This is a genomic window from Nannocystis pusilla (assembly GCF_026626665.1).
GTDB lineage: Bacteria > Myxococcota_A > Polyangia > Nannocystales > Nannocystaceae > Nannocystis > Nannocystis pusilla.
This window is the reverse complement of record NZ_JAPNKE010000002.1, coordinates 7,009,590-7,021,689: the sequence shown is the minus strand read 5'-3', so window position 1 is coordinate 7,021,689 and position 12,100 is coordinate 7,009,590. Positions and strand designations below refer to the sequence as shown.

Sequence of the window (12,100 nt, the reverse complement as noted above, 5' to 3'; positions counted from 1 at the left end):
TCGGCGAGGCGCAGTCGCGACGGATATAGATTAAAAGACATGTTCTGAAGGGCATGTTCGTAAGAGCATGTCCATTCGAGCAGAAGAGACATGGGCCGAGCGAGGAGCGCATCCCGAGCCGTCGCGCGGCGACCTCGGCAGACGCGTGCCCCCAGCTCGCAGCCGGTGCGGCCCCAGCTTGGGACGCCGCCACGGCGCGAGCAGGAGCGCGCCTTGTTCGCCGCGGACGCGGTTGATAGGTTGCCGGCATGACATCCTCGCCCGTGGTCGGCTCGCGTCGCGGCCTTGTGCTGTGTGGCCTCATCTTCGTCGGCGGCGCGGCCTGTCCCGCGAGCGGGACCACGACCACCGACGCGAGCAGCAGCGAGACCGCGGGCACCGGCGACCCGACCACCGGCGCGACGACGACGGGGACCACGGCGCTGCCGACCACGAGCGTCGATCCGACCGACGGCGTCGTCACCACCACCGCCCCGACGCCCGACCTCGGCGGTGGGACGTCCGAGACCGGCAGCACGGGCGACGAAAGCACCACCGGCGCGGCCCTGTGCCCGCCGCCGCTGGAGCAGCCGCCGGGGAGCTGGACGTCGCAGATCGTCCCGGTCGAGGGCGACGCGCTGACCTACGTCGCCGACGACCAGGGCAACCGGATCGCCGACTTCAGCTGGGCCGGCTATCACCGCGGCGAGGCGCCGATCCCCGACGTGCCGACGGTGCTCGGCGTCGGCCCCGTCGCCGGCGACAACACCGAGCATCTGCAGCAGGCGATCGACGAGCTCGGGGCGCTGCCGCTCGGGGTCGACGGGCTGCGCGGCGCCGTGCTGCTGGCGCCGGGGGAGTACGAGATCCACGGCACGGTGCGGCTGCAGCACAGCGGGGTGGTGCTGCGCGGCGCCGGCGACGGTGACGATCCGGCCACCAGCACGATCTTGCGGGCGCTCGGCGACGAGCCGCACCAGCGGACGGTGCTGGTGGTGGGCAGCGGGGCCAACGACAGGTGGCAGGCCGAGCTGCCGGGCACGCGCAGCGACATCGTCAGCGAGCGGGTGCCGGTCGGCGCGCGCACCTTCGAGGTCGCCGATCCGTCGCTCTACGCCGTCGGCGATCACGTGGTGATCGTGCACCCCTGCACCGACGCGTGGCTGGCGGCGGTCGACCACGGCGGGACCGGCGAGGACGGGCCGTGGACGGTCGATTCGCAGCCGCTGGTGTTCAAGCGGCAGATCCTGGCGATCGCGGGGGCGACGCTGACGATCGACGCGCCGGTGTTCAACCACCTCGACCGCGCGCTGTCGCAGTCCTACGTGTACAAGGCCGACCGCGAGGGGCTGGTGACCGAGGTCGGGGTCGAGGACCTGCGCATCGACATCGACACGCTCGGCGGCGACGACGAGGACCACGCGTGGTCGGCGATCGCCCTGCGCGGGGTCGAGGACGCGTGGGTGCGCCGGTTCACCGCGCTGCACTTCGGCTTCGCGGCGGTCACGGTGCAGACGGGCGTGCAGGTCACGGTGGCCGACGCGCGCGCGCTCGACCCGGTGGCGCAGATCACGGGCGAGCGCATGTACAACTTCGACGTCAGCAACGCCCAGCAGGTGCTGTTCACCGACTGTCACGCGACGAACGGGCGCCATCACTTCGTGTCCAACGGGACGTCGTACACCTCGGGGTGGTGTTCCACCGCTCGACGTCGACGGGGCCCAACGCGTCGAGCGAGGGCCACCGCCGGTGGAGCATGGGGCTGCTCTACGACAACGTGGTCGAGTCGGAACCGGCCAAGGACGGGCTCGTGGTGCTGGGCCTGTACAACCGCGGCGACTACGGCACCGGCCACGGCTGGTCGTCGGCGCACTCGGTCGCGTGGAACTACGCGAGCGGTGACGGCGTCGCGGTCATCCAGCGCCCGCCCACGGCCCAGAACTACGCGATCGGCGGCTCGGGCACGTTCTCGGGCGACAAGCCGCCGGCGCCGTTCGACCAGCCCGCCGGCTACATCGAGGGCAGCAATCAGGCGGGGCTGGTGCCCGAGTCGCTGTACGAGCGCCAGCTCGCCGAGCGCCTGTGCGGGCGGTGATTCCGGCCGCACAGGACATTCGCGGTCAGCAGGCTTCGCGGAGGTAGCCGGGCGAGCCCGGGGCGACCAGGTCGAGGTCGCGCAGGACGATCGACATCTGCGGGTACTGCTCGCAGCCGGTCGTGAAGTCGGCCTCGACGTACTCGATCATCAGCACCGCGTCGCCGTAGGCGGCGATGTAATCGCCGCACTCCTCGTAGGTGTTGCACTCCTCGGCGACCGCGAAGTCGGTGCCCATCTCGTCCCTGCGATCGAGCAGCTCGGTCGAGTTCTTCTGCGCGATCGCCAGATTCTCGGCGTGCGCAGCGGCCGACAGCAGCGCCATGTAGGCGACGGCGTCGTCCTGGGTCAGCAGCTTCTTCGAGCGCGAGTAGGAGTCGAGGTTGTCGATCTCGATCGCGTCGAAGCCGTCGGCCCCGCAGGCGGCGATCCACCCGCCGACGATCTCCGCCAGCGCGGCCCGCTTCTCCGGCGTGCTGGTATCGAGCAGCATCTCGTCCCAGTCCTGGTCGATCACCGGGTTGCCCATCCCGTCGCGCAGCACCAGGTCGGGGTGGTCGTCGAGCCAGAAGTCCTCCTCGTCGGGCTGGACCTGGAAGCCGTTGACGTAGCAGATGTTGTAGAGGCCCGGCGCCGGCGCGGCGTTGCGGTCGCGCGAGACGATCGTGACGCCCATCGGCGGGTCGTAGGATTCGCCGAGCTGGTAGTCGAACTCGCCGTCGGGCGGCGGCAGCTCGACCTGGGCGGCGCCCGTGGTGCCGTCGGTGGTCTCGCTGGTCGGACCCGTGCTGGTGCCGGGCTCGTCGGTCGTGCCGGTGACGGTCTGGCCGGTCGGGTCGGCGGTGGTGCTCGCGGTCGCCCCGGTCGGGTCGTCGGTGGCGCCGGAGGTCGGGACGCCGGTCGAGGGGTCGGTGGTGGTGGCGTCGGAGGCAGTGCCTGGCTCGGTGGTGGCCTCGGTGTCGGTGGCAGGAGCTCCGGAGCTGTCGTCGGAGCCCGAGCCGGTGCAGGCCCCGAAGAGCAGCGCCGACAATGACCACACCTGCGAACGTCTCGTCATGGCGCGACGGTAGCACGACAGCCGCCGACGAAAGCGCGCGCGGCTCGGCCCGCGCCCCGCGCAGACGCCCCCGCGCGACGCGGGCGACCGCGTGGATCTCCCGGCCTCCGCGTGGACGCGACATGTCCGAAGGGACATATGACTACAGCATGGAGGTCGCGCGACCCCGGCCGCCGACCGCGGGCGACGGCGCGCCGGCCGGCGTGAACTGCGAAGAACTCGACGCATGGCCAGGCCGCGCGCGGTCGCGGCGGCGGGCCTCGATGCCGCGATCGCGCTTGTGCGAGGTGGTTTTGCGGGTCACTCTGGGAGAGTGCGAGGCTCGACCGTCGTCGGCTTCTTCGGCCTGGTGCTCATGGTGGTCGGCCTCGTCGTCGCCGTGCTCGGCTCGCGCGCGCTGGCCACGACCGAGCAGGTCGAGGGGCAGGTCGTCTCGCTGCGCGCGGTCGACGAGATGCTGGCGCCGGACATCGCCTACGTGACCCGCGCAGGCGAGTCGCGGCTGTTCCAGTCGGGCACCGCGACGCAGCCGCCGTACGCGATCGGGGTCCAGGTGCCGATCGTGTACGACCTCGCCGACGCCGAGTGGGCCGAGATCGACACCTGGGGCGCGCGCTGGCTGCTGCCGCTGATCTTCATCGGCAGCGGCGCTCGCTGGTGTTCTCCGCGCTGGTGTGGTTTTTGATCGCGCGCCGGCACGAGCGGGCGATCGAGGCGCTGCTGCGCCACGGGGCGCGCGTCGACGGCACGATCGTCTCGGTCGAGCAGGACCGGTCCGACGACGAGGTCGAGAGCCACCCGTGGGTGATCCTGTGCCAGTTCGTAGTGCCCGGCGACCCCCGCCTGCGGATCGTCAAGAGCCAGCGGTTCTGGTACGACCCGCGGCCGCACCTCGGGGGGCCGACGCTGCCGATCTGCTACGACCCGCGCGACCCATAGCGCGTGGTCATCGACACCCGCGCGCTGCCGCCCGACCCGTGACCTCGGGCGGGGCGAGGCCCGCGCATCTTCAGGAGTTCGTTCGGACATGTCTGCTGAGTCATGTTCGAAGAGACATTCAAGCGTGCAATGGAGCGCTCCGCGAGGGCGCACTCGCTCGGGGATGATTTCGGACATGTCCTCGAGAACATGTCCGGAAGAGGCTGCTCGCGGGGCCGCTTTTCGCCGTGAGCCCGGCGATCACGCCGAGCCGTGCGGCGCGGCGGCGTTGGGGTCGGCGTGGTACGAATAATAGCCGGCGCCGTAGCCGGCCTCTTCGCGGCGGGCGTCGACCTCGTTGAGGATCACGCCGAGCAGGTTGGCCTCGCTGCGGCGGAGGGTGGAGAGGGCGCGCTGCAGGCCGGCGCGGGTGGTGGCCTGGCAGCGGGCGACGACGACCACGCCGTCGGCCATGCGGGCCAGGATCAGCGGGTCGCTGACCGGCAGGACCGGCGGGGTGTCGAGGACCACGAGGTCGAAGCGCTCGCCGAGCTCGGCCAGCAGCTTGCGCGTCTGCGGGCTCTCCAGCAGTTCTGACGGGTTTTGCGGGATCTCCCCGCACAGCAGCAGCGACATGCCCTCCGGCACGTCGCCGCCGGTGATCAGCGCCTCGTCGAGCGTGCACTTGCCGGCCAGCACGCGCGCGAGGCCGTCGGCTTCGCGGCCGATCGGCGGCTCGAACACCTGGTGCAGCCGCGGGCGGCGCATGTCGGCGTCGATGAGGACCACGCGCTTCTTGGCCTGGACGAAGCTCATCGCCAGGTTGACCGCGGTCGAGCTCTTGCCCTCGCCGGAGTTGGGCGAGGTGACGACGAGGGTGCGCAGGCCGTCCTTGCCGGCGGCGAAGCCGAGCGAGGTCCGCACGCCGCGGACGCGCTCGGCCATCAGCGACTGCGGGAACAGCAGGGTGTGGAGGTCGCGCTGGCGCCGTTGGGCCCGCAGGTTGCTGACGCCGATGCGCGCGTCGGCGGGCAGCAGCGGCAGCTGGCCGAGCACCGGCAGGCCGAGGCCGGCGAGGGCGCGCTCGAGGTCGAGGAGGCCGCGGATCCGGTTGTCGCGCACGTCGACGCCGAGGGCCAGCAGGGCGCCGAGCGTGAGGCCGCTGACCAGCGCCACCGCGACCAGCAGCGCCTTCGGCGGGAACACCGGCTTGCGGCCCTTGGTGGCGCGGTCGAGGATCTCGATGTCCTCCGACTGCACGCGGCCGAGCATCTCGATCTCGGTGTCGCGCTTCGACACCAGCTCGTAGGACTCGGCGGCGGACTTGGACTCGCGCTCGAGCTCGCGGTACTGCCGCTCGAGCAGGGTGAGGCCGAGGGCCTTGCCCTTCTCGTCGTCGAGCGAGCCGCGCAGGCGGCTCTCGGTGGTGCGGGCCGCGTTGGCGCGGGCCTTGAGGCCGGCGAGCAGCTCCTTCTCCTCGCTGGCGATCCGGCCCTGGATGACGCGCAGGCGCTTCCTGGCCTGCTGCAGCTCGGGCATCTTGTCGCCGTACTTGATCGCGAGCTGCTCGACCTCGCGTTCGGCCTCGAGCTCCTCGGCGCGCATGTCCTCGAAGACACGTCGCTCGAGCGGCGGGAGCAGGCTGGCGCCGGCGATGCTGCCGGCCTTGTGCAGGCGCTCGGCCTCTTCGTAAACGGCGCTGGCGGCGAACGACTCGGCCTCGGCGTCCTTGAGGTTGGCGTTGGTCTTGATGATCGCCTCGGTGATGACGTTCTGGCGGTCGGCGAGGGAGATCGAGCTGATGCCGTGCTCCTGCTTGAAGTCGGACAGGGCTTTTTCGGCCAGCTGGAGGGCGAGCAGGGCCTTGGCGCGCTCGGCCTCGACGCCCGCCTTGGCGGCGTCGCCGGTGCGCGCGCGCGAGGCGTCGACGTGGGCGAGGTAGGCCTCGGCGAGCGCGTTGGCGATGTCGGCGGCGATCTGCGGGTCGGGGTAGTCGGCGGAGATCTTCAGCACCCGCGAGCCCCGGACCTCCTCGACGAACACCATGCCGCGCAGGCGCTCGATCGGGTCGATCTCGGCGGCCTGGGCCACGCGCTCGGCCTCGGAGCCGATGTCGGCGATGCCGAGGAACACCGGGTCCTGCGCGAGCCCGAGGTGGCGAGCGCCCGCTCGGCGACGGTGCGGCTGCCGATGATCTCGCGCTGGGTCTGGTAGTACTCCTTGTAGGCCAAAAGCCGCGACTCGGAGTCCTCGGTGACGTTCTTGACCTTGTCGAGCACCTGCGGGCCGCCGAGGTGGAGCACGACGGTGGCGCTGGCCCGCCAGCGCGGCTGCAGGGCGGTGATGGCGATCGCGGCCCCGGCCAGGGCGAGCACGGTGATGACGGCGACGACCAGCCAGCGCCGGCGCAGGATGGCCAGGAAGCGCATGAGCTGCTCCATGGCCCGGTCGGCCTCGTCGGGGCCGGTCGGGTCGGGCGCGGGCGCGGTTCCGGGCGGGGGCGTCACGGTCGAGACAGCTTAGGCCGAGCGCGCCGCAGCGCCAAGAGAGCGACGCGGAGAGAACGACGCGCGCCGGCGGTGACGGATCGCCCGCGTGCCGGCGACCGCCCGCGGCGCGTGCGGCGGCGCGGACCGCCTCCAGGAGGCGGTGGCTCAGGCGACGGTCGGGCGCAGGGCGGCGATCAGCCGCTCGACCTCGGCGTGGCTGTTGTAGTGGACCAGCGAGACGCGGACGACCCCGCCGTGCGGGCGCAGGCCGAGCGCGTCGACCAGGGCCCGCGAGCAGAAGTCGCCGAAGCGGATGCCGACGCCGTGCGGGTCGACCTGCGCCGGGATGCTCGGCGAGGGCACGCCGTCGACCACGAAGCCGATGGTCGGCACGCGCACGGCCCGGCTCGGTCGGCTGTCCCCGACGACATGGACTTTAGGACATGACCCGAGGAACCCGAGCAAGTGCTCGGCGAGGTCGGCCTCGTGCGCGGCGATGGCCGCCCAGGCGCGGCCGCGCGGGTCGGGGCCGGGGCCGAGGCGCTCGCCGAGGTCGTCGAGGTAGGTCGCGATCGCCGCGCCGCCGGCGACGAGCTCGTAGTTGACGCCGCCGGGCTGCAGGCGGTAGGGGCCGCAGTCGTAGAAGTCGTGGTTGATGTTGGCGAGCTCGGCGAACAGCTCGGGCCCGAGGTAGGCGGCGGCGAGGTGCGGGCCGTAGACCTTGTAGATGCTGAAGACGTAGCCGTCGACGCCGAGCGCGGCGACGTCGACGGGCCCGTGCGGGGCGTAGGCGACGCCGTCGACGAACAACTTGGCGCCGGCGCGATGCACCAGCTCGGCGGCGGCCGCGACGTCGAAGATCGTGCCGAGCACGTTGGAGCAGTGGGTCATGCACACGAGGCGCGTGCGCGGGCCGAGCAGCGGGGCGAGGTCCGTCAGCTCGAGGCTCTGACGCGCGCGGTCGACTTTCCAGAGTCTGATTTCGGCGCCGCGCTGGGCGGCGACGCGACGCCAGGCGCCGACGTTGGCCTCGTGGTCGGCCTCGGTCACGACGATCTCGTCGCCCGGCCGCAGCGAGGGGCCGAGCGCGGCGGCGAGGTTGAAGACGATCTGGGTGGTCGAGGGGCCGAACACGACGGTGCCCGGACCGGCGCCGAACAGCGAGGCGAGCGCCTGCTTGCCGGCCGTCACTCGCTCGGCGGCGCGCTGCGAGGCGCCGTAGGTGGCGCCGTGCTGGACGTTGCAGTCGCGCAGGTAGGCGCCGATGCCGTCGATGACGCTGCCGAGGATCTGCGAGCCGCCGGCGTTGTCGAGGAAGACCTCGTCGCGGGCGAGGCCGGGGAAGCGCGAGCGGACGTAGTCGAGCGGGAAGGTCACGCGCCGAGGATAGCCGAGCGGCGCGGGCACGGGTCAAGTCGGCGGCGCGGGCAGGGGCGGGAACAGGCGGCCGACGGGCAGCTCGACCGCCTCGAACGGAGGGATGCGGGCGAGCGCGGTGTCGTCGTAGGTGCCGGCGATGCGCCACTGGGCGCCGTCGAGGACGTAGGCCTCGAGCACGCGCTCGATCGGATCGACGAGCCAGTAGTGCGGGACGCCGTGGCGGGCGTAGAGCTGTTGCTTGCGCACGCGGTCGACCCGCTCGGTGGAGGGCGAGAGGACCTCGCAGATCCAGTCGGGTACGAGGTCCATGGGGCGGATGTCCGGGAGCTCCGGCAGACGTGCGCGCCGCCAGCCGACCAGGTCAGGGCGGACGATGTCGTGCGCGCCGAAGCGGACGTCCATCTCGACCAAGATCCACCAACCCTCCGGACCCTGGACGTCGTCGTCGAAGGGGCCGCCGATGAAGTGACTGAGCGATCGTTGCGCCCGGCTGTGCCCGGGGAGGGCGCTGGGTTGCACGTGGATCTCGCCGGCGAAGATCTCGGCCTTGACCTCGCTCGGGTAGGCGAGCAGGTCGTCGTAGGTGGCGAGCTTGCGGGCGGTCGACACCTGGCCACCATAGCACGATCGCGCGCTCACGCCTCTGGGGCCGGGCGCAGGCCCAGCAGCACGAGCAGGGCGGCGAGCACCAGCAGCGCGCCCCCCACCGGGACCAGCAGCACGCCGAGGCCGGGGTCGCCCGCGTAGTGCCAAAGGCCGCCGAGGAAGAAGCCGAGCGGGAGCAGCAGGCTGGCAAGGTCGAGGCTGACCGATGCGACATGTCCTTGGGTGCATGTCGCAAGCGACGGGCTCGCGCGGACGGTGGCGGCGAGCCCGAGGTGGACCAGGCCGAGCAGGGCGCCGTGGGCGTGGGCGAGGGTCCACATGTGCCGCCGCACCGCCTGGTCGAGGTCGAGGTAGGCCGCGACCTTGAGGCCGTGCAGCGACTCGAGCGCGAGGCCGACGGCGATGAATACCAGCAGGCACGCCCAGCCGCGGCACAGATGGCGGGCGGCGTAGCGCTCGGCGGTCGCGTGGTCGGAGGGGGTCATCGGTGCATCCTCGGGATCGCTCGCGCGAGCGACGAGCCCTCGCCGCGAGGCGCGGCGGGCTTCGACGCGCGCAGAGCTCGCGAGCGGGCGTCGTGGTGAGCCGCGGGCGCGGCGAGAGCGGTCTGCATCGTGGCTACTCTTTCAAGTCGATGGGGCGGTCGTCGCGGCGGTCGGCCAGCGCCTGCAGGGCCGCGACGTCGTGGTCGCCGGTGGCGTCGACGAGCCGCGCGGGGTCGGGCCCGGGCCGCGGGACGGCGCGCCAGCGCGTCAGCACCTCGGTCGCTGCAGCGGCGCGCGCGTCGGCGGGGGCGAGCGGATCGATCTGCACGCCGGCGGCGCTCGGCAGTCGTCGCAGGCCGCGGGCGGCGATCTGGCGCACCGCATCATGGGTCCGCCAGGAGGTGGGCGAGGAGCGGCGCCCGCCAGTCGGGGCCGACGACCTCGCCGCGGCCGAGCGCGTCGGCGGCCAGGGCCCGCTGGCCGGCGTCGCCCGAGATGGCCCAAAGGACAGACGCGGCGACGGTCCGCTGATCGCCGTCGAGCTCGGGCTCGGGATGATCGTACCAGGTCCGCAAGTGGCCCGCGGTCCACGCCAGCGGGCGATCGACGTGGCACAGGCTGCAGGCGTCGGGGCGGCCGGTGGCGAGCGTGACCGCGAGGTCGGGGCTGTCGACCACGTGGCTGCGGATCGCCTTGAGCAGGCCGTAGGTGGTCCGCGGCATGTGGCAGTCGTAACACGAGACGCTGCCGGCCGGGTGGCGGGTGTGGGCCTGGATGTCCGGAAGGACATGGCACGAAGTACAGGCTGCGTCGCCGCGCGCCGGCTCGGCCAGCTGATCGTCGGGGTCGGCGCCGTGAGCTGGTGGCACGACAGGCACGACAGCTCGCCGCGCTGGAAGCACGGGGTCTCGAGCAGGGCGGTGTACTCGCGGCCGGTCACGCGCACGTGGCCGTCGGACCACATGCGACCGGCGAGGTACTCGGGGTCCTCGTCGAGGACCTCGTCGAGCCACGGCTGGGCCTCGCGCACGGGGTGGCGCACGAGCTGCCGGTGAGGCGCGAGCGGCTCGCCGGGGCGATAGGTGTCGCCGCGCGCGAGCCAGGTGTCCTCGTCGGGGAAGCGGGCGACGCCGTGGCACTGGCCGCACAGCTCGGCGCTGCGGCGGTGGTCGAGGCGGGCTGGGTGGACGATGGATGGATCTGGCTCGGAAGACAGGTGCAGGGCGTAGCGGGCGAGCGGGCTGCGGCGGGCGTCGACGTGGGCGCGACCGGGGCCGTGGCACGACTCGCAGGCGATCCCGAGCTCGGCGACGCGGGTGTCGACGCGCTCGTCGTCGATCCGCGGCTGGCCGGCGACGGCGTGGCAGGGGACGCAGGCGCGGTTCCAGGTGTAGACGACGTCGCCCTGCGGCGGCCGCAGCAGGGTGCTCTCGACCGGGACCCACTTCTGCTCGTCGGTCAGCCACGCCGAGGGGAAGGCGTGTAGCCGGCGGTCGCGCGGGCTCTCGACCCAGTAGACCTGCATGTGGTGGGCGCCGGTGGTCATGACGACGCGGCGGGTGACCTTCGGGACATGTTCCAAAGGCAAGCCCTCGGCGGCGCGGGCGAGCTTGTACTCGGGGTCGGGCAGCTCGGCCCAGAACTCGTCGCCGCGGCGCAGCGGGCGGTGCGGGCCGCCGGGGCCGCCCAGGTCGCGGCCGTCGAAGGGGGCGAGGACGCTGGCCGGACCGGCGCGCTGGGTCATGGTGCGGTGATAGGTCGCCGCCCAGCTGGCGTGCGCGGCCGGATGGCACGGGGCGCACGCGGCCGAGCCGACGTAGCCGGCGCGACCGATCGCGGGGGTGTGCCGCGCGAGGTCGTCGTGGCTGCGCCGCCGCTCGCCCTGGGCGCCGACGCGGCCGGCGATCGACGCGGCCGCGGCCGCGAGCGCGAACGCGGCCACGGCGAGCAGCGGGGCGCGGCTCCGGGCGGAGGACACGCCGGGCATGATGGCACAACGGCCGCCGCGACCGGTGAGGCGCGTCGGCGGCGCCGGACGAAGCGACCGAGCGATGGGCCCGGGGCCGCTCGCGGGGAGCCGTCCCAGTCCTCGGCGAGGCAGACGCACGCTCGAGCTCGCAGTCGCGCGGTTCGCCGGCCGTCACGACGGAGGCTCGGCGACCTCGCCCTCGACCTCATCGCCGCCTGCTGCGGCGGTGAGTCGGGTCGATACATGTCTTTTCAGACATGTACAATCAGGAGGGCGCGAGGGGAGAGCTCACCAGGGCAGGGGGCCATCCTCATTGGAGAAAGTGCCCGTGGGACCGTTCGCGTCGAGGAGCGCGAGGCGCACCGGCTCGCGCGCGGCCTGCTGCACGGTGCGCGTGCCCTCGAAGTTGTTGATATCCGTGGCGGTGAAGCCGGGGCACACCGCGTTGACCTTGATGGGCGTCGACTCGAGCTCCACCGCGAAGGCGAGGGTGATCGCGTTGAGCGCGGTCTTCGAGGGGCTGTAGACGGCGCTGATCGCTGCGCGGTACGGGAACGACGGGTCGGAATTGAGGGTGAGCGAGCCCAGACCGCTCGAGACGTTGACGATGCGCCCGGCCGGGGCCTCGCGCAGCAGCGGCAGCATCGCCTGTGTGACGGCGATGACGCCGAAGACGTTGGTCTCGAACACGGCCCGCACTTCGTCGAGCGAGGCGACGCTGGGGCGGCTCGCCGCGACGACCTCCGCGACCGAGCGGCCGGGCTTGCCCACGTGGGCGATGCCGGCGTTGTTCACCAGCACGTCGAGCCGGCCGAATTCGCCGCGGATCCGCGTCGCCGCGGCGTCGATCGAGGCGGCGCTGGTGACGTCGAGCTGGACGGCGTGGGCGTCGGGCCCGATGGTCTTCGCGGCGGCGATGCCCTGCTCGAGGTTGCGAGCGCCGACGAGCACGGTGAAGCCGTGTCCGACGAGGTCCTTCGCAGTTGAAGACCGATTCCCTTGTTGGCCCCGGTGATCAGGGCGACTCGTTTGTCGTGCATGCGCCCGTTGTAGGGATGGGCGGCAGGCAAAACTTGTCGATCCTTGGCGCGAACGGTCCGCCAAGAACGTACAAGCCGCGGC

13 protein-coding genes and 1 pseudogene are annotated in these 12,100 nt (G+C 72.6%); 3 read left to right on the top strand and 11 right to left on the bottom strand.

All coding sequences use genetic code 11. The features are described 5' to 3' along the window. Positions 1–676: 676 nt before the first annotated feature. The 3 genes from OV079_RS30990 to OV079_RS30980 are packed head-to-tail and all read right to left on the bottom strand — an operon-like array spanning position 677 to position 1,606. Positions 677–1,066 (bottom strand): hypothetical protein, encoded by a 390-nt coding sequence (locus tag OV079_RS30990; RefSeq protein WP_267772653.1) that lies wholly within the window; start codon positions 1,064–1,066, stop codon positions 677–679. Positions 1,067–1,105: 39 nt separating this feature from the next. After that, on the bottom strand, positions 1,106–1,273 hold the full coding sequence (locus OV079_RS30985; protein WP_267772651.1) for a hypothetical protein: 168 nt from the start codon (positions 1,271–1,273) through the stop codon (positions 1,106–1,108). A 27-nt stretch (positions 1,274–1,300) separates the two neighbouring features. Further along, entirely contained in the window at positions 1,301–1,606 is a 306-nt protein-coding gene (locus OV079_RS30980) for a hypothetical protein (protein WP_267772648.1), read from the bottom strand. A 66-nt stretch (positions 1,607–1,672) separates the two neighbouring features. Here OV079_RS30980 and OV079_RS30975 point away from each other — a divergent pair, with 66 nt between their 5' ends. Continuing rightward, a complete protein-coding gene (locus OV079_RS30975; RefSeq protein WP_267772646.1) occupies positions 1,673–2,074 on the top strand; it encodes a hypothetical protein in 402 nt (133 codons plus the stop codon). A 25-nt stretch (positions 2,075–2,099) separates the two neighbouring features. Here OV079_RS30975 and OV079_RS30970 read toward each other — a convergent pair whose 3' ends face one another. Continuing rightward, positions 2,100–3,131, bottom strand: coding sequence for an endo alpha-1,4 polygalactosaminidase (locus tag OV079_RS30970; protein WP_267772644.1), 1,032 nt, complete (start codon positions 3,129–3,131; stop codon positions 2,100–2,102). Between the two features lie 313 nt (positions 3,132–3,444). On the opposite strand from OV079_RS30970, the gene OV079_RS30965 reads away from it, so the two are divergent. Then, complete coding sequence (locus OV079_RS30965) at positions 3,445–3,816, top strand: DUF3592 domain-containing protein (protein ID WP_267772642.1); 372 nt, start codon at positions 3,445–3,447, stop codon at positions 3,814–3,816. Further along, positions 3,804–4,070, top strand: coding sequence for a hypothetical protein (locus OV079_RS30960; RefSeq protein ID WP_267772641.1), 267 nt, complete (start codon positions 3,804–3,806; stop codon positions 4,068–4,070). Before OV079_RS30965 ends, OV079_RS30960 begins: the two co-directional genes overlap by 13 nt. A gap of 240 nt (positions 4,071–4,310) precedes the next feature. Here OV079_RS30960 and OV079_RS30955 read toward each other — a convergent pair whose 3' ends face one another. The 7 genes and pseudogenes from OV079_RS30955 to OV079_RS30925 form a co-directional block, all read right to left on the bottom strand. Then, complete coding sequence (locus OV079_RS30955) at positions 4,311–5,588, bottom strand: polysaccharide biosynthesis tyrosine autokinase (protein WP_267778690.1); 1,278 nt, start codon at positions 5,586–5,588, stop codon at positions 4,311–4,313. Between the two features lie 467 nt (positions 5,589–6,055). Continuing rightward, on the bottom strand, positions 6,056–6,556 hold the full coding sequence (locus OV079_RS30950; RefSeq protein ID WP_267772640.1) for a Wzz/FepE/Etk N-terminal domain-containing protein: 501 nt from the start codon (positions 6,554–6,556) through the stop codon (positions 6,056–6,058). A gap of 147 nt (positions 6,557–6,703) precedes the next feature. Beyond that, the gene (locus OV079_RS30945) at positions 6,704–7,915 is read right to left on the bottom strand and encodes a cysteine desulfurase-like protein (RefSeq protein WP_267772639.1); all 1,212 of its coding nucleotides are present in this window, start codon (positions 7,913–7,915) and stop codon (positions 6,704–6,706) included. A 33-nt stretch (positions 7,916–7,948) separates the two neighbouring features. Continuing rightward, a complete protein-coding gene (locus OV079_RS30940; protein WP_267772637.1) occupies positions 7,949–8,527 on the bottom strand; it encodes a Uma2 family endonuclease in 579 nt (192 codons plus the stop codon). 26 nt (positions 8,528–8,553) lie between these two features. Beyond that, the gene (locus OV079_RS30935) at positions 8,554–9,009 is read right to left on the bottom strand and encodes a hypothetical protein (RefSeq protein WP_267772635.1); all 456 of its coding nucleotides are present in this window, start codon (positions 9,007–9,009) and stop codon (positions 8,554–8,556) included. A gap of 133 nt (positions 9,010–9,142) precedes the next feature. Continuing rightward, positions 9,143–10,987: a multiheme c-type cytochrome gene (locus tag OV079_RS30930; RefSeq protein ID WP_267772634.1), complete on the bottom strand. Its 1,845-nt coding sequence runs from the start codon at positions 10,985–10,987 to the stop codon at positions 9,143–9,145. Between the two features lie 279 nt (positions 10,988–11,266). Continuing rightward, positions 11,267–12,018: pseudogene (locus OV079_RS30925) on the bottom strand (SDR family oxidoreductase). Between the last annotated feature and the right edge of the window lie 82 nt (positions 12,019–12,100).